This window comes from Streptomyces sp. NBC_00464, from assembly GCF_036013915.1.
Lineage (GTDB): Bacteria > Actinomycetota > Actinomycetes > Streptomycetales > Streptomycetaceae > Streptomyces.
The window spans coordinates 2,170,539-2,191,430 of record NZ_CP107899.1 but is presented as its reverse complement, the minus strand read 5'-3'; the positions used below and the strand labels follow the sequence as shown (position 1 = coordinate 2,191,430).

General features: G+C 70.8%; 21 protein-coding genes. 16 read left to right on the top strand and 5 right to left on the bottom strand.

The genetic code is table 11. From position 1 onward, the window contains the following. The first annotated feature begins 3 nt into the window (after positions 1-3). From OG912_RS09435 to OG912_RS09420, 4 genes are all read left to right on the top strand, one after another. Positions 4-1,398: a dipeptidase gene (locus OG912_RS09435; RefSeq protein WP_327708961.1), complete on the top strand. Its 1,395-nt coding sequence runs from the start codon at positions 4-6 to the stop codon at positions 1,396-1,398. Positions 1,399-1,442: 44 nt separating this feature from the next. Beyond that, a complete protein-coding gene (nudC, locus tag OG912_RS09430; RefSeq protein WP_219572277.1) occupies positions 1,443-2,387 on the top strand; it encodes an NAD(+) diphosphatase in 945 nt (314 codons plus the stop codon). Positions 2,388-2,595: 208 nt separating this feature from the next. Continuing rightward, positions 2,596-3,546: a LysR family transcriptional regulator gene (locus OG912_RS09425; protein WP_327708960.1), complete on the top strand. Its 951-nt coding sequence runs from the start codon at positions 2,596-2,598 to the stop codon at positions 3,544-3,546. Between the two features lie 83 nt (positions 3,547-3,629). Then, positions 3,630-4,793 carry an alpha/beta fold hydrolase gene (locus OG912_RS09420; RefSeq protein WP_327708959.1) on the top strand — a complete coding sequence of 388 codons (1,164 nt, stop codon included), beginning with the start codon at positions 3,630-3,632 and terminating at the stop codon, positions 4,791-4,793. A 166-nt stretch (positions 4,794-4,959) separates the two neighbouring features. Here OG912_RS09420 and OG912_RS09415 read toward each other — a convergent pair whose 3' ends face one another. Then, positions 4,960-5,217, bottom strand: a complete 258-nt coding sequence (locus OG912_RS09415) for a glutaredoxin family protein (protein WP_326738609.1) — start codon at positions 5,215-5,217, stop codon at positions 4,960-4,962. A gap of 221 nt (positions 5,218-5,438) precedes the next feature. On the opposite strand from OG912_RS09415, the gene OG912_RS09410 reads away from it, so the two are divergent. The 5 genes from OG912_RS09410 to OG912_RS09390 all read left to right on the top strand — a co-directional run bounded on the left by OG912_RS09410 (position 5,439) and on the right by OG912_RS09390 (position 9,499). Beyond that, on the top strand, positions 5,439-7,628 hold the full coding sequence (locus tag OG912_RS09410) for an ATP-dependent DNA helicase UvrD2 (RefSeq protein ID WP_326738610.1): 2,190 nt from the start codon (positions 5,439-5,441) through the stop codon (positions 7,626-7,628). Between the two features lie 166 nt (positions 7,629-7,794). After that, positions 7,795-8,130: a hypothetical protein gene (locus OG912_RS09405; RefSeq protein WP_327708958.1), complete on the top strand. Its 336-nt coding sequence runs from the start codon at positions 7,795-7,797 to the stop codon at positions 8,128-8,130. A 173-nt stretch (positions 8,131-8,303) separates the two neighbouring features. Further along, positions 8,304-8,672, top strand: coding sequence for a WhiB family transcriptional regulator (locus OG912_RS09400; RefSeq protein ID WP_326738612.1), 369 nt, complete (start codon positions 8,304-8,306; stop codon positions 8,670-8,672). Positions 8,673-8,704: 32 nt separating this feature from the next. Next, positions 8,705-9,028, top strand: a complete 324-nt coding sequence (locus tag OG912_RS09395) for a hypothetical protein (protein WP_326740761.1) — start codon at positions 8,705-8,707, stop codon at positions 9,026-9,028. 267 nt (positions 9,029-9,295) lie between these two features. Next, entirely contained in the window at positions 9,296-9,499 is a 204-nt protein-coding gene (locus OG912_RS09390; protein WP_327708957.1) for a hypothetical protein, read from the top strand. Between the two features lie 44 nt (positions 9,500-9,543). On the opposite strand, the gene OG912_RS09385 is transcribed toward OG912_RS09390, so the two are convergent. Next, on the bottom strand, positions 9,544-11,037 hold the full coding sequence (locus tag OG912_RS09385; RefSeq protein WP_327708956.1) for an ABC1 kinase family protein: 1,494 nt from the start codon (positions 11,035-11,037) through the stop codon (positions 9,544-9,546). Positions 11,038-11,078: 41 nt separating this feature from the next. Beyond that, a complete protein-coding gene (locus OG912_RS09380; protein WP_327708955.1) occupies positions 11,079-12,224 on the bottom strand; it encodes a ThiF family adenylyltransferase in 1,146 nt (381 codons plus the stop codon). Between the two features lie 202 nt (positions 12,225-12,426). Here OG912_RS09380 and OG912_RS09375 point away from each other — a divergent pair, with 202 nt between their 5' ends. From OG912_RS09375 to OG912_RS09360, 4 genes are all read left to right on the top strand, one after another. Continuing rightward, complete coding sequence (locus OG912_RS09375) at positions 12,427-13,050, top strand: M48 metallopeptidase family protein (RefSeq protein WP_327708954.1); 624 nt, start codon at positions 12,427-12,429, stop codon at positions 13,048-13,050. A 106-nt stretch (positions 13,051-13,156) separates the two neighbouring features. After that, positions 13,157-14,806, top strand: coding sequence for a TerD family protein (locus OG912_RS09370; protein WP_327708953.1), 1,650 nt, complete (start codon positions 13,157-13,159; stop codon positions 14,804-14,806). Positions 14,807-14,817: 11 nt separating this feature from the next. Continuing rightward, positions 14,818-15,498, top strand: coding sequence for an AIM24 family protein (locus OG912_RS09365; RefSeq protein WP_326738618.1), 681 nt, complete (start codon positions 14,818-14,820; stop codon positions 15,496-15,498). 19 nt (positions 15,499-15,517) lie between these two features. Then, on the top strand, positions 15,518-16,273 hold the full coding sequence (locus OG912_RS09360) for an AIM24 family protein (protein ID WP_327708952.1): 756 nt from the start codon (positions 15,518-15,520) through the stop codon (positions 16,271-16,273). 175 nt (positions 16,274-16,448) lie between these two features. Here the strand turns inward: OG912_RS09360 and OG912_RS09355 are convergent, their stop codons facing one another. After that, entirely contained in the window at positions 16,449-17,009 is a 561-nt protein-coding gene (locus OG912_RS09355) for an NUDIX hydrolase (RefSeq protein ID WP_327708951.1), read from the bottom strand. Further along, positions 17,006-18,451 carry a zinc-dependent metalloprotease gene (locus tag OG912_RS09350; protein WP_327708950.1) on the bottom strand — a complete coding sequence of 482 codons (1,446 nt, stop codon included), beginning with the start codon at positions 18,449-18,451 and terminating at the stop codon, positions 17,006-17,008. Before OG912_RS09350 ends, OG912_RS09355 begins: the two co-directional genes overlap by 4 nt. Positions 18,452-18,641: 190 nt before the next feature. Here OG912_RS09350 and OG912_RS09345 point away from each other — a divergent pair, with 190 nt between their 5' ends. The 3 genes from OG912_RS09345 (at position 18,642) to OG912_RS09335 (ending at position 20,816) form a co-directional block, all read left to right on the top strand. Next, positions 18,642-19,808, top strand: a complete 1,167-nt coding sequence (locus tag OG912_RS09345) for an SDR family oxidoreductase (protein WP_327708949.1) — start codon at positions 18,642-18,644, stop codon at positions 19,806-19,808. 229 nt (positions 19,809-20,037) lie between these two features. Continuing rightward, positions 20,038-20,499: a molybdenum cofactor biosynthesis protein MoaE gene (locus OG912_RS09340; RefSeq protein WP_326738623.1), complete on the top strand. Its 462-nt coding sequence runs from the start codon at positions 20,038-20,040 to the stop codon at positions 20,497-20,499. A gap of 128 nt (positions 20,500-20,627) precedes the next feature. After that, positions 20,628-20,816: a hypothetical protein gene (locus OG912_RS09335; RefSeq protein WP_327708948.1), complete on the top strand. Its 189-nt coding sequence runs from the start codon at positions 20,628-20,630 to the stop codon at positions 20,814-20,816. Positions 20,817-20,892: the final 76 nt, after the last annotated feature.

The window sequence follows — 20,892 nt, the reverse complement described above, 5'->3', positions numbered from 1 at the left end:
GTCATGAGCGACACCCCGGACAGCGCCGTCCGTACGTACACCGAGCAGCACCGCGAAGCCTTTCTCGACGACCTCGCCGAGTGGCTGCGCATCCCCTCCGTATCCGCGCAGCCGGAGCACGACGGGGACGTACGGCGCAGTGCCGCATGGCTGTCCGCCAAGCTGAAGGAGACCGGCTTCCCGGTCGCCGAGGTCTGGGAGACGGACGGCGCACCCGCCGTCTTCGCCGAGTGGCCTTCCGACGACCCGGACGCCCCCACGGTCCTCGTGTACGGACACCACGACGTGCAGCCCGCCGCCCGTGAGGACGGCTGGGACACCGACCCGTTCGAACCGGTGATCCGCGACGGCAGGATGTACGGGCGCGGCGCGGCCGACGACAAGGGACAGGTGTTCTTCCACACCCTCGGCCTCCGGGCCCACCTCGCCACCACCGGCCGCACCGCCCCCGCCGTCCACCTCAAGCTTCTCGTCGAGGGCGAGGAGGAGTCCGGCTCCCCGCACTTCCGCGCCCTGGTGGAGCAGCGGGCCGACCGTCTCACCGCCGACGCCGTGATCGTCTCCGACACCGGCATGTGGGACGAGACGACCCCGACCGTCTGCACCGGCATGCGGGGCCTCGCCGAGTGCGAGATCGAGCTGCACGGGCCGGAGCAGGACATCCACTCCGGATCGTTCGGCGGCGCCGTCCCCAACCCCGCGACGGAGATCGCCCGCCTTGTCGCGGCGCTCCACGACCCCGACGGCCGGGTCGCCGTACCCGGCTTCTACGACGGCGTGGCCGAGCTCACCGATACCGAACGCGCCCTCTTCGCCGAGCTGCCCTTCGACGAGGCCACCTGGCTGCGTACCGCCAAGTCGCAGGCGGCCTCCGGCGAGGCCGGCCACTCCACGCTGGAGCGGATCTGGGCCCGGCCCACCGCCGAGGTCAACGGCATCGGCGGCGGCTACCAGGGCGCGGGAAGCAAGACGATCATCCCGTCCTCCGCCCGGGTCAAGATCAGCTTCCGCCTGGTCGCCGGCCAGGACCCGGACCACGTCCAGCAGGCCGTCCAGGCCTGGGCCGAGGACCGCATCCCGGCCGGAATCCGCCACCGGATCACCTTCCTCCCGGCCACCCGCCCCTGCCTGACGCCCCTGGACCATCCCGCGCTGCAGGCCGTTGCCCGTGCCATGGGACGGGCCTTCGGCCAGAAGATCCTCTTCACCCGCGAAGGAGGCTCGGGACCCGCCGCCGATCTGCAGGACGTACTCGGCGCCCCCGTCCTCTTCCTGGGCATCTCCGTACCGTCCGACGGCTGGCACGCCCCCAACGAGAAGGTCGAACTCGACCTGCTGTTCAAGGGTGTGGAGACCACCGCCCACCTCTGGGGCGAACTGGCAGCCGCACTCCGCTGAATCCTCTGAACACCCGATCCATCCCGGGGGAGTAGGAAGCACCTGTGAGCACCTTCGACAACGCCACCACGGACCGTCCCATCGGTCTGACCGCGCCGAGCGGTATCGACCGCGCCGCGCACCACCGCCTCGACGAGGCCTGGCTGTCCGCCGCGTGGAGCCACCCGACGACCCGGGTCTTCGTCGTCTCCGGCGGGCAGGTGCTGATCGACGACACCGCCGACGGCACCGAACTCGTGATGACTCCCGCCTTCGAGGCACCGGTCACCGAGACCCACCGCTACTTCCTCGGCACCGATGACGACGGGGTCAGCTACTTCGCCCTCCAGAAGGACACGCTGCCGGGCCGCATGGACCAGTCGGCGCGCCCCGCGGGCCTGCGCGAGGCGGGCCTGCTCCTCGGCGCCCGCGACGCCGGTCTGATGGTGCACGCGGTGGCGCTGGAGAACTGGCAGCGGCTGCACCGCTTCTGCTCGCGCTGCGGCGAACGCACGGTCATCGCCGCGGCCGGCCACATCCGCCGCTGCCAGGCCTGCGGCGCCGAGCACTACCCGCGCACCGACCCCGCGGTCATCATGCTCGTCACCGACGACCAGGACCGCGCCCTGCTGGGCCGCCAGGTGCACTGGCCCGAGGGCCGGTTCTCCACGCTGGCCGGTTTCGTCGAGCCGGGCGAGTCGATCGAGCAGTCCGTGGCCCGCGAGGTGTTCGAGGAAGCGGGCATCACGGTCGGCGAGGTCGAGTACATCGCCAGCCAGCCGTGGCCGTTCCCCTCCAGCCTGATGCTCGGCTTCATGGCACGGGCCACGACGTTCGACATCAACGTCGACGGAGAGGAGATCGAGGAGGCGCGCTGGTTCTCCCGCGAGGAGCTGACGGCCGCCTTCGAGTCGGGCGAGATCCTGCCGCCGTTCGGCATCTCGATCGCCGCCCGTCTGATCGAGATCTGGTACGGCAAGCCGCTCCCGAAGCCGGTCCGCGCGAGCTGACCCCGTCCGCCGAGGGCAGGGGATCGGACTGTTCCGACCGCCCGGCCCCTCCCCGGCCCCCTCCCTGGCCCTCCCCGGCCCCTCCCCGGCCCCCTCCCTGGCCCTCCCCGGCCCCTCCCCGGCCCCTCCCCGGCCCTCCCCGGCCCCTCTTCGGCCCCCTCCGGACCGCGTGGCGGCCGGCGGAACGGTGCGGTGAGACAGTGCTGTCATGATCAGTTCGCGTCAACTGGAGTATGTCCGGGCCGTGGCCCTGGAGCTGAACTTCACCCGGGCCGCCGCGGTGCTCCGGATCGCGCAGCCCGCCCTGTCGCAGCAGATCCGCAAGATGGAACGGCAGCTGGGCGTGACCCTGTTCGAGCGCGACAAGCACCGGGTCGAGCTCACAGCGGCCGGTGCGATGCTGCTGGAGAGCGCCGAGCGCATCCTCTCCGACCTGGCTGCGGTCGAGGAGGAGATGCGCGGCTGGGCGGACGGCACGCGCGGCCGCATCCGGCTCGGCAGTGCCCGTGGTCTCACCGTGCGCCTGGCCCGGGTGCTGACCGAGTTCAGCGGCGTCCACCCCGGCGTGGAGGTGGAGCTGCGGGAGATGACCAGCGAGGAGATGGTGGCCGGCCTGCACGCGGGACGCCTCGACGCGGCGACCGCCGCCGTGTCGGAGCGGCTGGACGATCCCCGCCTGGTTTTCCGGCCGCTGGGCGAGGAACCGCTGGTGCTGATCGCCGCGGCCTCCGGGCCCTGGTCCCGCCAGGACCGCGTGCCCGTCGCCGCCCTCGACGGCGTCGACCTGGTCGCCTATCCACCCGGGTCGGTCGTGCGGGACATCGTCCTGGCGGCGCTGGACGCGGCGGGGGCCCGGCCGCGGTTCCGCTTCGAGACACGGGACACCGCGACGGCCCGCGCCCTGGCCGGCCTCGGGGTGGCCGTGGCCGTCATCCCGCGATCCGTCGCCCTGGAGCCCGGGCAGCCGGTGCACGTGATGGACCTCGATCCCGAACCCACCTGGACACCCGCGCTGGCATGGTCGGCGCTGCGCCGGCCGGGCCCGGCACTGTCCGCGTTCATCGCCTTCGTAACCGGTCACCCCGAACTCAAGCAGGCCCATGACGGCAGGGGCGGCAGCGGGACACGGAGCCGGTCTGGTGATACCTGCGACGACTGACGGCCAGTCCGAAAGAATCTTGGACGTACGGCCCGGTGCCCCTCGATGATCGTCGTAAGGAGTCCGAGGAACGGGAGCACGCGATGGATCACCATGCACGTGGGCGACGCGCCTACGAGGGCTTGACCGGGGTGCCGGCCGAGGACGCCCTGGCGCAGATCCGGGAGCAGTCGCCGCAGATGTACGCCACCCTCGTCGACTACGCGGCCGCGGGAGTGGTCGCCCGTCCCGAACTGGGACGGGCCGAGCGGGAGCTCGTGACGGTGGCGGTCCTGGCCGCGCTCGGCGGTGCCGAGGGCCAGCTCGCCACCCACACCCGTGCGGCACTGCACCAGGGCCACGCTGCCTCGGAACTGCTCGCCCTGTGCGAGCACGTGGCGCTCTATGCCGGTCTGCCGCGCGCGCTGAACGCGCTGGCAGTCGTCGACGAGGTGCTGACCGCAGCAGGACTGCCCAGGCCGGCGCCGCTGCGCCCGGTCGGGCTGGGCGACCACGACACCGTGGTGGCACAGCGGGGCGACGACGGACCGCCCGTGGTCCTGATCCACTCGCTGGGCGTCGACTGGCGGATGTGGGAGCCGGTCATGGAGCGGCTGGCTGCGGGGCGGAGGGTTTTCGCCTACGACGTCCGTGGCCACGGGGCGGCTGCCGGCGCGCCCGCCGCCACCGACATGTCCGGTCTCGGCACCGACCTGGTGGGCGTGCTCGACACCCTGGAACTGGAGCGGGCGCACATCGTCGGATTGTCCATCGGCGGCGCGATCGGCCAGACCGCCGCTGTCCTGCACCCCGAGCGGGTCGCATCCCTCGCACTCCTGGGAGCTCCTGACCACCCGATCCCCGAGGCCTTCGAATCCCGGGCCCGCGCGGGCGAGACCGAGGGCATGAACGCCCAGATCGCGCCGACCCTCACCCGCTGGTTCACTCCCGAGGCCCTTGCCGACAACGCCTGGGGCGTGCGGTACGCCCGCGAGCGTATCCGCTGTTTCGATCCGGCCGACTGGGCCGCCACCTGGCGGGCTTACAAGACCCTCGACGTGCGGGACCGGCTCCGGGACTTTCCGGCACCGACCCTGGTCGTCGCCGGAGAACTCGACGCAGCCGCGCCGCCCACGTTCATGTCCGGGGTCGCCGAGCGCATCCCCGGCTCCGTCTACCGGGAGCTTCCGCGCGCACCGCACATGCAGAGCCTCGAACAGTCCGGCCCGCTGGCCGACATCCTCGACGCGTTCCTCCCGGCGGGCTGACCGCGTCCGGCCGAGGGCGGGGGCGGGGGCGCCGTCCGCCCGGGGCCGGGGGGCGGCCGCAGTCCGCCCAGGGCCGGGGTCGGGGCCGGCGGCCGCCGCCCCCGCCGCACAGCACCGCCCCCTCCGATGCGCTCTTGTCCGGAGGGGGCGGTGCTGTGCGGCGGGGTCAGGCGGTGAGTGCCTGCTTCACCTGGGCCAGGCTCGGGTTCGTCATGACGACGTTCTCGCCACCGGTGGACGGCGTCACCAGAACCGTCGGAACCACCTGGTTTCCGCCGTTCGCCTTCTCGACGAAGGCTGCCGACTCCGGGTCCTGCTCGATGTTGATCTCGGTGTACGCGATGCCCTCGCGGTCCATCTGGCCCTTGAGCCGACGGCAGTAGCCGCACCACGTGGTGCTGTACATCGTCACAGTGCCCGGCATGTCTTCGCGCTCCTCTGCCTCATCGGTCCCGGCAATCCCGCCACATCCCGTTCTTCGTCTCGTCCGTCACACGGCGAGGCGGGGACATGAGTTGCCGCACGGAAGAAGAACGCACGTGACCTGGTCACCATTCCCGAACCCGCCCCTGATTAGTACGACGGACGGGTCGGCCCTGTGGACAACTTCCTCTTCCGCCCCTTCCGACCTGGCAGCATGGCGGGGTGACATCAGCAACGCATTCCAGCCTCTTCCCCCAGGTCCCCGACTCCCCCGACGCCGTCCTCGACGGGCTCGACCCCGAGCAGCGCGAGGTCGCGGTGGCCCTGCAGGGCCCGGTCTGCGTGCTGGCCGGAGCCGGTACGGGCAAGACGCGGGCCATCACGCACCGCATCGCCTACGGGGTGCGCGCGGGAATACTCCAGCCGTCGAGTGTGCTCGCTGTCACGTTCACCAACCGTGCCGCCGGCGAGATGCGCGGGCGCCTGCGCCAGCTCGGCGCGGGAGGGGTGCAGGCGCGGACCTTTCACTCCGCGGCGCTGCGTCAGCTCCAGTACTTCTGGCCGAAAGCAGTCGGTGGCGATCTGCCACGGCTCCTGGAGCGCAAGGTCCAGCTGGTCGCCGAGGCGGCGGCCCGCTGCCGTATCCGGCTCGACCGCAACGAACTGCGCGATGTCACGAGCGAGATCGAATGGGCCAAGGTCACCCAGACCGTGCCCGCCGACTATCCGGCCGTGGTCGCCAAGTCCCAGCGGGACGCCCCGCGCGATCCCGCCGAGATCTCCCAGGTCTACGCGATGTACGAGCAGCTGAAGCGCGACCGCACAGTGATCGACTTCGAGGACGTGCTGCTCCTCACCGTCGGCATCCTGCAGGACCGCCACGACATCGCCGACCACGTGCGCCGTCAGTACCAGCACTTCGTCGTCGACGAGTACCAGGACGTCAGCCCGCTCCAGCAGCGGCTGCTCGACCTCTGGCTCGGCGACCGGGACAACCTCTGTGTCGTCGGCGACGCCAGCCAGACGATCTACTCCTTCACCGGAGCCACCCCCGACCATCTGCTCAACTTCCGCACGCGCCACCCCGGGGCCACCGTGGTCAAACTCGTCCGGGACTACCGCTCCACGCCCCAGGTCGTCCATCTGGCCAACGGGCTGCTCTCCCAGGCCCGGGGCCGGGCCGCCGAGCACCGGCTCGAACTGGTCTCACAGCGCGAGTCCGGTCCCGAACCCGCCTACCTGGAGTACGCGGACGAGCCCGCCGAGGCCGAGGGCACCGCCCGTCGTATCCGGGACCTGATCGCCGCCGGTGTCCCGGCCGGCGAGATCGCCGTCCTCTACCGGGTCAACTCCCAGTCCGAGGTCTACGAGCAGGCCCTCGCGGATGCCGGTGTGCCGTACCAGCTCCGGGGTGCGGAGCGGTTCTTCGAGCGTCCGGAGGTACGGGAAGCGGGCGTCGCGCTGCGCGGCGCTGCGCGAGCAGGGGGCAACGACTCCCTGCTGGACGATGCGGAGGGGCTGCCCTCCGAGGTGCGGGCAGTGCTCTCCACCAAGGGCTGGACCAGCGAGCCGCCCGCCGGATCAGGAGTGGTGCGTGACCGCTGGGAGTCCCTCGCCGCCCTCGTCAGGCTGGCCGAGGACTTCGAACAGGCCAGGCCGGGCGCGACCCTCTCCGACCTGGTCGCCGAGCTGGACGAGCGGGCGGCCGCCCAGCACGCCCCCACGGTCCAGGGCGTCACGCTGGCCTCGCTGCACTCGGCGAAGGGTCTGGAATGGGACGCCGTGTTCCTGGTCGGGCTGACCGAGGGCATGATGCCGATCACCTACGCCAAGACGGACGAGCAGATCGAGGAGGAGCGCCGGCTGCTCTACGTCGGCGTCACCCGGGCCCGCTTCCACCTCTCCCTGTCGTGGTCGCTGGCGCGCTCACCCGGTGGCCGGGCGGGCCGCCGCCCGAGCCGGTTCCTGAACGGGATGCGTCCTGGTTCGGCGGCACTCGGCGGCCGGGCGACCGCAGGCGGCAGCGGTGGGATCGAGCGTCCGGCCGCGGCCCGGCGCAAGCGGCGCGGGCCCGCGCTCTGCCGGGTCTGCGGCAAGACCCTGACCGACGCCGGCGAGATGAAGCTGATGCGCTGCGACGACTGCCCGTCCGACATGGACGAGGCACTGTACGAGCGCCTGCGCGACTGGCGCGCGGCGCGGGCGCAGGACATCGGCCAGCCCGCGTACTGCGTGTTCACCGACAAGACACTGATGGCCATCGCCGAGGCGGTGCCCGGCAGTGAGGGCGAGTTGGCCGGGATCTCCGGGGTCGGCGCGCGGAAGCTGGGCCGGTTCGGCGCCGCCGTGCTGGACATCTGCGCAGGTGGGGACGGGGCAGAGGGGTCCGCAGACGCCGACGAGGAGGTGTGAGAAAAACTCGTCGAAAAAATAGTTTGCGCCTGCCCCAGTCATCACCATAGGTTCTTAACCACGGGAACAGCGACTTCTCTGAAGCCCTGACCCTGTGCTGTACTTATCCGAATACGCAGGACCGGCCCAGCCGGTCCCCCCGAGACGCCGAGAGGAGGCGATTGAAGTGATCAGCATCATCGAGACCAACAAAATGACCGATCTCTCGGTCGTCTCCGCCTGCTCGCTCGGCCTCGCCCGCTCTTCGGCTTCCTCGCTGCGTGGCACCGGTATGCCCGGCATTTCCGCCGTCAGCCCGCTGTCCCTGGCAAGCCTTCTCGAGCGGGAGCGTAATGAGCGACCGACCCAGGCACCGGCAGCAGCAGTAGCGAAGGGACAGGCCCAGGCCTATGCCTTTGCGGCCGTCGGTGCGGGAGCGGAAGCCGGAGCCAAGAAGCAGACGACGCACCACCACACGATGTGGGCCTTCCGTGGGCCTGAACCCTGGAGTGATCCAGCCTGATCGACGATCAGGCCGGCGCCTTCAGGGCCGCGGAACCCCACTCGGGATCCGCGGCCCTTTTGTTTTGTCCGAACGGACGAGACAGCGCGAAGGCGCCTCGGGACAAGCAAGACCTGGTACCAGCCGCCCCCCGGCCAACAGGCCGGAAACGACCAGACGAGGACACCACCACCGTGCAACTCGAAGCGCACGCCCCGTCCGTACCGCCTTCCGAAACGATCTCCCCGCCCGGCCTCACGGAGGACTCCACCTTGATCCCCCTCACTGCGCTCACCGCGCTCGACGACGCCATCGAGAACCTCGGCGTGCCCGTCCCCTGCCGTTCCTACGACCCCGAGGTCTTCTTCGCCGAGTCGCCGGCGGACGTCGAGTACGCCAAGTCCCTCTGCCGCACCTGTCCGCTCGTCGAGGCCTGCCTCGCCGGTGCCAAGGAGCGCCGCGAGCCGTGGGGTGTCTGGGGTGGCGAGCTCTTCATCCAGGGCGTCGTCGTCGCTCGCAAGCGTCCGCGTGGCCGTCCGCGCAAGAACCCGGTCGCGGCGTGACCGCCGACCTGGGGGTCACGGCCCCCAAGCCCATGAATCGCATCGGAACCATCGACCGTCCCCTGACCCACGACCCCCGAAACCAGGCACCAATGACCATCCCCACGAGGGAGCCCGTCGGCTCCGCGACACCGGACGTCACCATCATCGGCGCGAACGACTCGCGTCAGAACAGGACCCGCGAAATGCAACTCATCCCAGAAGCCCTGGCTCGTGCGCATATGCACGACCGCCTGCGGGAAGCCGACTCGCAACGTCAGGCCGTGCGCCTGATCAACGCGCGGCGGATGCAGCGCAGGGCCGAGCGCGCCTCGATGCGTGCCCGCCGTGCTCTGGCCATGGCGGTCATGCACTGAACCGAGCAGGACCGCACGCCGGCACTGTCGGCCGAGGGGCAGCCGCTCTCTGCTCCTCGGCAAGCAGTACCCACACCGCCAGGACCCCTACCGCGGGGCCGGTCCACTCGGACCGGCCCCGCGGTCGTTGCTGTGAGGTGTCCGCGGCCGTGTGCTCTGCCGTGTCCGCGGTCGTCTGCTCGGTCGTGCGGTGGGCGGACCGTGCGACGGGCCGGTGCTGTGGTGCTGCGCCGCGCCGGAACGCGACGGCGGAGATATCGTCACGAGGTGGACGAGCAGACCCATCGCCCCGGACCGGATGGCACCGAGGACGTCGTATGCGCCCTGTGCGGCACCCGCTCCGGGAGCGAGACCGCACCGCCGACCTGGCTCTGTTCCGTGGAGAACGGAAGCCGCCGCTACTACTGCGACGACTGCGCGCGCACTCATATCAGGGCTATCGAGAGCCGACTCGACTCCGCCTGGTGGTGACTAGGCCGGGCCGGAGCCTCGTCGTCGTACCCGGCGGGGGCCCGCTATTTGACCTCCGCGCCGGCCGCTGCCCCCGCTGTGGGCTCCGCCGCCTCGAACTCGGCCGGAGCCTCCTCGGCCCAGCCCTCCTCAGCCGCAGCCTCGGCCCGTTCCTCCTCGTCCTGAGCCAGGAACCCCGGGAGCCAGGACTCCAGTTCCTCGCGCAGCCGGACCGTGGCGCCCAGCTGGCACAGCACCCCGATCGTGCTCAGTGTCACCCGGTGTATCAGCAGGTAGGCGGGCGGCAGATTCAGCTGCTTGCCCAGCTGATGAGCGGGGGAACGCGGGTCCGCTATGCGGGTGGCTTGCTGGCGCATCCAGGTCCGGCTGAAGGTGAACTCGTCCACCTCGGCCGGTTCGATGATCGGGAGGAGATAGTCGAGGACCGCGTCCGGTTCGAGGTCGATCGAATCCTTGACGAACCCTTCCTCACGCAGCAGCTCGTACACGGAGTCCGCATCTCCCTGAAGCGTCAGCCGCAGGGAGTCCCCGATGGTCTGCGGCAGCCCTCCAGGCAGCCGGTCCACCGTGCCGAAGTCCAGTACCCCCAGGCGCCACTGAGCCGCACCGGAGTCCACGGCGTCGTCCGGATCCGCCTCGCCGTCCGTCGCGACGGACGGGGCCGCGGGCAGCAGCCGGAAATTGCCCGGGTGCGGGTCCGCGTGCAGCAGCCCGGTGCGCGCGGGCCCGGAGAACAGGAATCGGGCCAACAGCTGCCCGGCCCGGTCCCGCTGCTCGGGGGTTCCGTCGGTGATCACATCGGCCAGTGGCACGCCGTCGATCCATTCGGTGACCAGCACCTGGTCGGACTGGTGGACCACCCCGGGGACCACGACATCGGGATCGTCCGCGAACTCCTCGGCGTGCGCCCGCTGCGACTGCGCCTCCTGCTCGTAGTCCAGCTCCTCCGACACCCGGTCGCGCAGCTCCGTGATGAGCGGCTTGATGTCCATGCCGGGGATCAGCGGGCCGAGCAGCCGGGCGAACCGGCTGAGCTGGGTGAGATCCGAGAGCAGCGCCTCACCGGCGCCCGGGTACTGCACCTTCACGGCGACGTCCCGGCCGTCGTGCCACACCGCCCGGTGCACCTGCCCGATCGACGCGGCGGCCGACGGATTGTCCTCGAATTCCAGGAACAGCTCCCGCCAGTCCTCGCCGAGCCGCTCCGCCAGCACCGCGTGGACCGTGGCGCTCGGCAGGGGAGGGGCGGCCTCCTGGAGTTTCGTCAGGGCGGCGCGATAGGGACCTGCGACCTCTTCCGGCAGAGCGGACTCGAAGACCGACAGGGCCTGCCCCAGTTTCATGGCCCCGCCCTTCAGCTCGCCCAGCACCTTGAAGAGCTGATCGGCGGTGCGCTGCTGGACTTCGCGGGCGACCAGTTCCGCGGACTTCCCGCCGATGCGCTTTCCCAGCCCCCACGTGGCACGGCCGGCGAACCCCAAAGGCAGCGCGGCCAGCTTGGCGGTTCGGGTGACCGCCTTCCGGGGAAGATCAGACATATGCCCCTCCAAATCCCAGACTGCCGCGCTGCGTGCGGCGGTTACCCGGCCATTGTGTCGTGCGCCGTGCCGGCCCCGGAGGTGCGCACCCCCTCAGTGTGCCCACCCGCTCCACAGGAACAGTCGATGTGCGCCCCGATCTGCTGGGACCGCCAGTCCAACAGCGGCAGTGCGGCTTCCCAGCGGGCCCCGGTGCTGGCCGGCAGTTCGCCGTCGAGGAAGGCCAGCGCATGGGATGCCCCGAGTCCTGCCACCGCTGTCGCGAGTCCCAGGTCGCACGCCTGCACGGCGGTGCGCCGCCCGGACTGCCACTGAGCGAGCATCCGCGGCCACTGCGGGTCCCGGTCCCGCCGGTTCAGATCGAGGCAGCCCGCACAGGCCGTGCCTCCCGGCAGCACCAGCGGTCCGACGAAGCCGGTGGCCTCGATGACCCCGGCATAGAGGTGGGGTGTGCCCGAAGCGATCCATGGCTCGGCGGTGCGCGGATCGGGCACGTAGCCGGTCAGGCCGTCGCGAGGGGCGACGACGATCAGGGACAGGCCGGGCTCGCCGCTCGCACATCCCGGCGGGGATTGCACGGTTCGAGGCGCAGGACCGGGGGAGGAGCGGCGGACCAGCTGGCGAGCCGCCGAGTCCCGACGCTCGCCGACCGCCGAGGCCGGCAGGCCCCCGGGCGATACGTCGAACGGTTCGGCGAATCCGCCGTCCAGGACCTCGACCCGGCCCACCCCGGCCCCGGAGAGCACCGCCGCGATCGCCGCACCGACCCGCCCCGCTCCCCGCACCTGGACACGCATGGAGCGACGGGCTGCCAGTCGGCGCATCCCTCCTCCAGGTTCGGGATGCACGACGGAGAGTGACGCCAGGTCGGGCCGGTGGCGCTCCAGCGCGTCCACCCGGTTCCGTAACGCATCGGCTTCCGGGCCGCCCGCCCGCACGTCGTCGATGAGTCCGGCATCCATCAACCGCACCACGAGCGTGTCCACTTGATGATCATTCAGATCCAGGGTCCTGGCTTCTTCACGCAGCAGGGACATCCCGCGCGTTCCGTCGAGGAGTTCCAGGAAACAGCCCGTCGCGATATCCATCGGGCCGACCTTGACGGCATGCGCGGGTGTCACGCCGAATTGCACGGTGCCGCTGCCGCGCCATGCGCGGCGCAGTGCGGGCTTCAACATCGGATGCACGGCTTCCCCCGGTCTGTGTGGCTCTGTGGCTGAGTGGCTGTGTGAGATCCATTGCCAGAATGAGGCGAGGCGCCGAACCGTGCGAAAAGTTATCCACAGGCGGGGGTATTAGTCGTTCAAATGGTGCAAGCCATGGGGTGGATCATGTGTGAACCGTGCCGGAGACGGGACTTCCCCCACTGCCAGCGGGTAACGTCGTGGCGTGCCCGCCGACCCGTCACCCGGCTTCGCCGGGGAGACCTCCGCGCGCGGCGCCGGAACCCACCGGCGCAGTGCGGCCGATCATCCGACCCGTGCCTCGGCGACGAGCGCGGTCGAGGTCCGCAGGAGCGCCCGCCGCAGCAGAACGGTCTCCGCATACCGGGAGGGCGACCGCACGATCGTCCTGATTCCGGCCCGGATGTCCGAGGCCGAGGAGCAGCGCTGGGTGAGCGTGATGCTCGACAAGCTCGCCGCTCAGGAGAACAAGCGGACCCTCGGCGACAGTGAGCTCGCCGAGCGGGCGGAGCGTCTGTCCGCCCAGTATTTCGACGGCCGGGCCCGGCCCGTCTCGGTGCGGTGGGTGACCAACCAGAACACCCGTTGGGGGTCGTGCACCCCGGCCGAGGGCAGCATCCGGCTCTCGCACCGGCTGCAGGGCATGCCGGAATACGTTGTCGACTACGTGCTCGTCCACGAACTGGCCCACCTCCTGGTGCCCGGCCACGGGCCGCGGTTCTGGCGGCTCCTCGATGCCTACCCCCGTACCGAGCGGGCTCGCGGCTATCTCGAAGGGGTGGTGGCCGCCGACCGGCTGCCCCACCTGCCCGCCGCGCGCGGCGAGTGACGTTCGCGATTTTGTACCGGGTCTGTACCGGCTTGGCCCAATGCCGGAGTTTGCGGTTAGCCTGACGCGACGCATTCACCTTCCGGATGGGGGACGGTCGTTACGCATGGCCAGGGAATTCCAACGAGGCCACAAGGCCAAGATCAGCGATCTCACGCCGGGGACGGACCTGTACGTAGGTGTGCAGATCGCCGGCCCGGGGCTGACCTTTGACATCAGCTGCTTCGGCCTCGATGTCAATGAGCAGCTCTCCGACGACCGTTATTTCATCTTCTTCAATCAGCCGAAATCGCCCGAGGAGTCCATTCAGCTCCTCGGCGCGCAGGCAGGTGACACGGAGTCGTTCCGCGTCACTCTGGACCGCATTCCGGCGAACATCCACAAACTGTCCTTCACCGCGACGCTGGACGGCGCCGGGCAGATGTCGCAGGTCGGTCCCGGGTACATCCGGATCGTCGCGGGCGGCGAAGAAGTCGTCAGGTACGCCTTCACGGGTTCGGAGTTCACCACCGAGCGCGCGGTGATGCTGGGTGACTTCTACCTCAAGGACGTATGGCGGTTCGCCGCCGTCGGCCAGGGCTTCGACGGCGGGCTCGACGCGCTGCTGAAGAACTTCGGCGGCGAGGTCGCCGAGGAGGCCCCCGCCGCACCCCAGCCCCAGGCCGCGGCCCCGTCGTTCGCACCGCCCGCGCAGGCTTCGGCGCCGCCCTCGTTCGGCGCGCCCGCCGCACCGCAGGCCCCGCAGCCCGCGCCGTCCTTCGGCGCACCGGCCGCGCAGGCCCCGGCGCCCACGCCGCAGCAGCAGATGCACGCCGCGCCGACGATAGCGGCGCCGCTGGCCCCGCAGGGCATCGTGCCGCCACCCGCACCCGCACCCGCACCCGCACCCGCACCCGCACCCGCACCCGCGCCCGCTCCGTACGGGCAGCCGGGGCAGCCGCCCCAGCAGCCGCAGTTCGGACAGGTCCCGGCACAGGCGCCCGCTCCCTTCGGACAGCAGGCCCCCGCGCCGTACGGGCAGCAGGCCCCGAGTCCGTTCGGGCAGCAGCCGCCCGGAATGCCTCAAGGCGTGCCGCAGGGCGTGCCGCAGGCAGGGGCCGGTCTGCTGGCCGCGCTCCAGCCGTACAAGGAGACGGCCACCGGGCAGCGCTGGACCCCGCAGAACCAGCAGCTCATGCGCGTCGACCTCACCATGGGCGGATCCGGAGTGCTGGCCCGGCAGGGCAGCATGGTGATGTATCAGGGCAAGGTCGACTTCGGCTACAAGGGCGCAGGCTTCGCGGGCCGGATGGTCGGCAACGCCACCGGTCAGGAAATGCAGCTGATGCGCTGTACCGGCCGGGGGCAGGTCTTCCTCGCCGAGGAGGGCTCCCATCTGCACGCCATCGAGCTCCAGGGCGACGGCATCTGCGTCTCGGCCGAGAGCGTCCTCGCCTTCGACGAGTCGCTCCAGTACGAGGTCCGCAGGATCGAGGGCCACGGCATTCCCGGCGGCGCCCTGTTCACCATGCAGTTCCAGGGCACCGGCACCGTCGTCGTCAAGACCCATGGTGTCCCCGTGGTCCTGCCGGTCACCCCGACCACCTTCGCCGACTGCAACGCCGTCGTGGCGTGGTCGGCCGCGTCCCAGGTGATCATCTCCAGCCAGGTCCGGCTGCGCCGCAACGCCTACCCCGGACACAGCGGAGAGACCGTGAACCTGCAGTTCCGGGGCGCCCCCGGCAACTTCATCGTCGTCCAGCCCTACGAGGTCTGAGGGAGCCCGTCATGAATCAGCAACTCGCGGGCTACGCCCCGACCCCCGTCACGGCCCGGATGGAGAACCACGGCCATTCGATGCTGAAGGTCGCCATGGCGACCGGCCAGGACCTGTACGCGCGCACCGGCTCGATGGTGGCGTACGAGGGTTTCATCCAGTACGAGCCCAACCCGCCGGCGGTCCGCCAGATCGCCTCGCAGTGGATCACCGGCGAGGGCGCGCCGCTCATGAAGTGCGCCGGTGACGGGCTGCTCTACCTCGCCGACTACGGCGCCGATGTGGTCGTCATCAATCTCAACAACGACTCCCTCTCGGTCAACGGCACCAACGTCCTCGCCTTCGACGGCCACCTCACCTGGGGCGTCGAAAGGGTCAAGGGACTGGCCAAGTTCGCCGGCCAGGGCCTGTGGAACGTCTGCATCTCCGGCACCGGCTGGGTCGCGATCACCTCGCGCGGCACGCCGATCGTCGTCGACTGCGGACGCGGCGAGGACGAGACGTACGTCGACCCGGACGCCCTCGTGGCGTGGTCCCCGAACCTCAAGGTGAAGGGCAAGCGCAGCTTCAAGGCCTCCTCGCTCATCGGGCGGGGCAGTGGCGAGGCGTTCCAGATGGCCTTCTCCGGCCAGGGGATCGTCGTCGTCCAGCCGAGCGAGGACAGTACCGACCGCCTGCGCGTCCGGGCCTGACGGGGAGGGAGAACACACCATGCAGAGTCCGCTTTTCAGTTACACGGAACAGCAGTCCCAGGAGCGCTACACGGTCCAGAACCCGCAGCTCCTGCGGGTCTCGCTGACCGGCCACGACGATGTCCTCGCCCGCAAGGGGGCCATGGTCGCGTACCAGGGACTGATGGAGTTCGACGGCGAGTACCAGTCGCAGGGACAGCGCCGCGCCCGCGCCAGCACCGGTGAGGGCCTCGACCTGATGCGCTGCTCCGGTCAGGGCACGGTCTACCTCGCCAACCTCGCCCAGTACGTCCACGTGGTGGATGTCGACCGCGACGGTCTGACGGTGGACAGCGCCTATGTCCTGGCGCTCGACTCGTCCCTCCACACCGAGGTCATCGCGGTGGACAGCCAGTACGGCATCTCGGGCACCGGCAAGTACCAGCTCAACATCTCCGGCACCGGCAAGGTCGCGCTGATGACCTCCGGCCAGCCGCTGATGATGCAGGTCACGCCCGACAAGTACGTCAACGCCGACGCCGACGCGATCGTCGCCTGGTCCAGCTCCCTGCGGGTGCAGATGCAGGCCCAGACGCACTCCTCGGGCGTCTTCCGCCGACGTGGCAACACGGGCGAGGGCTGGGAGCTCAGCTTCCTCGGCCAGGGCTTCGCCCTGGTGCAGCCGAGCGAGGTGCTGCCGCCGCAGAACGCCCAGATCGGCCAGGGGCTGGGAGCCCAGTTCGGCATGGGCCAGCAGGGGTCCCACGCCCAGAACCAGAACAACGCCTGGAACTGAACAACGCCGGGAACTGAACAACGCCGGGAACTGGGCAACGCCCGCAACCGGGCTGCGCCCGCAACCGGGCAGTGTGCCACCACCTCTGTGTACGAGGGGTGAGAGCGCCGCGACGAAGTGACGGGTGAGGGGCGGTCTCCCAGGAGGCCGCCCCTCACCCGTGCTTTCGCGCTTCCTACGGCCGGCCGCCGTCCAGGGCCGCGCGCGTACGTTCCAGCAGACGGACCACCGAGGAGTCGGCGACCCCGGCGACCTCGTCGTACGCGAACCAGCGCAAGTCGAGCGACTCGTCGCTGATCCGCTCCGCCGCGCCCGACGGCGCCAGCGCCGCGTACTGGACGTCCAGGTGCCAGTGGCACGGTGCGGGGATCGGATGGCGGTCCAGGACCACCGGTCCGCCCGGCAGCAGGACCAGGCCCGCGATGCCTGACTCCTCCGTCGCCTCACGCAGCGCGGCGGCGGCCAGGGTGGCGTCCCCGGGCTCGCAGTGGCCACCCATCTGCAACCACATCCGCAGCTTCCGGTGCAGCGTGAGCAGCACCTTTCCGCGCTCCGGGTCGATGACCAGGGCGCTGGCCGTCAGATGCCCGGCCCCGCAGGCCTTCCACATGCCGTCGGCGTGCAGCGCCAGGTGGTCCAGATAGGCACGCCGCAGTTCTTCCTGGGCGGCGTCCGCCCCGTCCTCGCCGGCCGGGTAGTTCTTCAGGACGAGAACGGCGTCGTCGTGCAGGCTCACTTGTCGGTGTCGTCCTTGCCGTCGCTGTCCGCGGGTCCGCCCTCGGTGTCGTCGTCCGTGCCGGGGGCGGGCTTCTGCGGCCCGTTGGCCGCCTCGCCGAGCATCTTGTCCAGCTCGGAGAAGTCCAGCTGCTCGTGGTGGACGAAACCGTCCGGATCGTCCAGGTCATGGGCGGTGGGCAGCATGTCGGGGTGCTCCCACAGTGCGTCGCGCCCGTCGAGACCCCGCGCGTCCGTGAGCGACGCCCACAGCCGCGAGGCGTCGCGCAGCCGCCGCGGACGCAGCTGGAGTCCGATCAGCGTGGCGAAGGTCTGCTCGGCGGGACCGCCGGAGGCGCGGCGCCTGCGCATCGTCTCGCGCAGTGCGTCGGCGGAGGTCAGCCGGGACTTCGCGGCCTCGTGCACGACGGCGTCCACCCAGCCCTCGACGAGCGCGAGCGCCGTCTCCAGACGGGCCAGGGCGGCCTTCTGCTCCGGTGTGTCCTCCGGCTGGAACATGCCCTGCTGAAGGGCGTCCTGCAGCTGTTCCGGGTTTGACGGGTCGAACTGGCCGACCACGTCCTCAAGCTTGCTGGTGTCGACCTTGATGCCGCGCGCATAGCCCTCGACCGCGCCGAACAGATGCGAGCGCAGCCACGGCACATGGGCGAAGAGCCGCTGGTGAGCGGACTCGCGCAGGGCCAGGTACAGCCGCACCTCGTCCTGCGGCACGCTCAGGTCCTTGCCGAACCGCTCGACGTTCAGCGGAAGCAGAGCGGCCTTGCCGGCCGGTCCGAGCGGCAGCCCGATATCGGTGGAACCGACCACCTCACCGGCCAGGACGCCGACTGCCTGCCCGATCTGCTGGCCGAACATCGCGCCGCCCATCGACCGCATCATGCCGATCAGCGGGCCCGCCATCGCCTGCATCTCCTCGGGCAGCACATCTCCCATGGCGAGGCCGACACGCTCGGCCACCGGGTCGACCAGCTTCTGCCAGGCGGGGAGGGAAGCCTCGACCCACTCGGCACGGCTCCACGCCACGGTCGAGACGGAACCCGAGGGCAGTGACGTCACGCCGTCCAGCCACAGATCCGCCAGGCGCAGCGCCTCGTCGACCGAGGCACGCTCGGACGGGCCCACGCTCGCGTCCTTGGTGCCATCCGGGGTGCCCTGCGAGACCGTCTGGCGGGCGATCTGCTTGGCCATGTCCCAGTTCACGGGACCGCCCTCGTAGCTCAGCATCTGACCGAGCTGCTGGAAGGCGGCGCCCAGGTCGTTCGGGTTCATAGAACCGAACATGGCCGCGAAGGGGTTGTCACCGCCCGCGCCGGGGCCGAAGCCGAACGGGTTCGCCGGACCGCCCGAACCCTGCCCACCTCCGGTGGGGTCGTTCTTCTTGCCCTTGTCGCCGTCGTCCGGCTCCTCCGGCGGAAGGCCGAATCCGAATGGGGTGTCACTCACGGGTTTCCTCGGCTCGTAGGGCCGCCGGTTCGAACCGACGGCGACTGCCCGACATCACCATCCAGCGTAGACACCAAGTCCGCTCGGGGCCTCAGTGCTACGCCTGCTCCCGGCCTGCGGCAGGATGGACGCCACCTGGTACGTACGCGTCATTCGGGTACGTACTGAAGACAACCGCTGGAGACGCCCGGTGAGTTCCCCAGATCCACAGGTTCGCGCAGCGCGAAACCTGGCCGACCGTTCGCCCGAGAACACGACCGAGCACAAGCCCGAGAACAAGTCCGTCCGCAGCCGCTCCAGAAGCCGCGGCCCCGTCGTGGCCGTCACCGGAGCCGCGACGGGTGTCGGTGACCTGCTCACCGCAGGCCTGGCGGCCTCCGAGGAGATCAAGCAGGTCATCGCCATCGACGAGCGTCGTGGCGAGGTCTCCGAGGCGACGTGGCACATCCTCGACGTGCGCGACCCCGCCATCGCGGAGAAGCTGCGCGGCGCCGACGTGGTGGTGCACCTGGCGCTCGATCTCGACCTGGAGACCGATCCCGCCGCCCGTACCGCGTACAACGTACGCGGCACTCAGACGGTGCTGACCGCGGCCGCGGCCGCCGGTGTCCATCGCGTCGTGCTGTGCACCTCGGCGATGGTCTACGGCGCACTGCCCGACAACGACGTCCCGCTCGCCGAGGACGCCGAGCTGCGCGCCACGGCCGAGGCGACCGGTGTCGGCGATTTGCTGGAGATCGAACGGCTCGGCCGCCGCGCGCCCCGCGCCCACCCCGGACTGCACGTCACCGTGGTCCGTCCGACCGTGCTCGTCGGCGGTACGGACACGGCGCTGACCCGCTACTTCGAGTCGCCGCGGCTCCTGGTCGTCGCCGGATCGCGCCCCACGTGGCAGTTCTGCCACGTCGACGACCTGGTCACGGCGCTGGAGTACGCCGCGCTGGAGAAGATCGACGGGGAGTTCGCGGTCGGCTGCGACGGCTGGCTCGAGCAGGCGGAGGTCGAGGAGCTCAGCGGCGTCCGCCGGATGGAGCTGCCCTCGGCCGTCGCGCTCGGCGCGGCGGCCCGGCTGCACCGGATCGGCCTGACCCCGTCGCCGGCGGGCGACCTGGCGTACACGATGCATCCCTGGGTGGTGAGCGTGAGCCGGTTGCACGATGTGGGGTGGCGTCCGAGCTGGACCAACGAGGAGGTGCTCGCGGCACTCCTCGAAGAGGTCGAGGGGCGTCACACCGTCGCCGGCCGCCGGCTCGGCCGCAAGGACGCGACCGCGGCCGGGGCCGCCGGTGCGACCGTGGCACTGCTCGGTACCGCGGCCCTGGTACGCCGCGCACGCAAGGCCCGCCGCCGCTTCTAGACCCGGACGGGGCGGGCAGGCGCAGGCTGGGGGGACACAGGCAGGGCTGACAAGTACAGGCAGGGCTGACAGGCACTGACCGCCCGGAGAGGCCCGGAGTCCGTCCGGCGGGCACCCGCCACGCGGTGGCTCCGGGGCCGGCGGCTGTAGGAGGCTCCAAGGCGCCCGGCGCCCCGCCGGGTGAAAGCCGTATTCCGTGATGCCGGAGCGGTACGGCACGATGGGTGCCATGGCACCCACGTATGACCACCCCGGCGAGCAGGCAGCACAGGACCCCATCCGGCTGCTGGAGATCCGCGACACACCGCTGTCCGTGGACGAGGTCTTCCGTGCCGTCGGCGACGCAGCGGCGGGCGGCACCGCCCTCTTCGTCGGCACCGTGCGCAACCATGACAGCGGCCAGGACGTCGGGGCGCTGGGCTACTCGTGCCACCCCTCGGCGCAGGACGAGATGCGCCGGGTGGCGGAGAAGGTCGTCGCCGGGTTCCCGGTCCGGGCACTGGCCGCCATCCACCGGGTGGGTGAACTGGAGGTGGGCGATCTCGCGGTGGTGGTGGCGGTTTCCTGCCCGCATCGCGCCGAGGCCTTCGAGGCCTGCCGCAAGCTCATCGACGACCTCAAGCACGAGGTTCCGATCTGGAAGCATCAGCGTTTCTCCGACGGCACGGAGGAGTGGGTCGGCGCCTGCTGAGCGCAAACCGCGCAGGCGGAAATCCACCCCGATTTGCGTAACCACACCCCTGCCATGAGCGTTGGTCGTGCAGATGGTTAATCTGCTGATCATTCGGTTGCGGTTGCTCATGAGGCAGGGAGGTCGTCATGGCAGCACTCGCCTGGTTGTTGATTCCGCTTTTCGCTGCGTTCGGCGCTGCGATATGGGGGAGCTGGGCTGCCCGTAATCGCACGACCGGTGACGTCACCGAGCTCGCCGGTTACGCCAGGTTCCGTGAAGCGATGGAGCGTTCACACTCCACTTCCGAGCCGGTCGAGCAGACATCGAACGTCTGACGCCGCGCCGGTCGTACGCAGTCGCCAATCCGCCGTCCGTGGCCTTCGCCTCTGCCGCCCGGAGCCCTTGCCGCGC

What these genes read in the sequence shown, in the direction of transcription:
- OG912_RS09435 (WP_327708961.1), top strand. Translation starts at nt 4, where the DNA reads ATGAGCGACACCCCGGACAGCGCCGTCCGTACGTACACCGAGCAGCAC.
- OG912_RS09425 (WP_327708960.1), top strand. Translation starts at nt 2,596, where the DNA reads ATGATCAGTTCGCGTCAACTGGAGTATGTCCGGGCCGTGGCCCTGGAG.
- OG912_RS09420 (WP_327708959.1), top strand. Translation starts at nt 3,630, where the DNA reads ATGGATCACCATGCACGTGGGCGACGCGCCTACGAGGGCTTGACCGGG.
- OG912_RS09415 (WP_326738609.1), bottom strand. Translation starts at nt 5,217, where the DNA reads ATGCCGGGCACTGTGACGATGTACAGCACCACGTGGTGCGGCTACTGC.
- OG912_RS09395 (WP_326740761.1), top strand. Translation starts at nt 8,705, where the DNA reads ATGAATCGCATCGGAACCATCGACCGTCCCCTGACCCACGACCCCCGA.
- OG912_RS09385 (WP_327708956.1), bottom strand. Translation starts at nt 11,037, where the DNA reads ATGTCTGATCTTCCCCGGAAGGCGGTCACCCGAACCGCCAAGCTGGCC.
- OG912_RS09370 (WP_327708953.1), top strand. Translation starts at nt 13,157, where the DNA reads ATGGCCAGGGAATTCCAACGAGGCCACAAGGCCAAGATCAGCGATCTC.
- OG912_RS09365 (WP_326738618.1), top strand. Translation starts at nt 14,818, where the DNA reads ATGAATCAGCAACTCGCGGGCTACGCCCCGACCCCCGTCACGGCCCGG.
- OG912_RS09360 (WP_327708952.1), top strand. Translation starts at nt 15,518, where the DNA reads ATGCAGAGTCCGCTTTTCAGTTACACGGAACAGCAGTCCCAGGAGCGC.
- OG912_RS09340 (WP_326738623.1), top strand. Translation starts at nt 20,038, where the DNA reads ATGGCACCCACGTATGACCACCCCGGCGAGCAGGCAGCACAGGACCCC.
- OG912_RS09335 (WP_327708948.1), top strand. Translation starts at nt 20,628, where the DNA reads ATGGCAGCACTCGCCTGGTTGTTGATTCCGCTTTTCGCTGCGTTCGGC.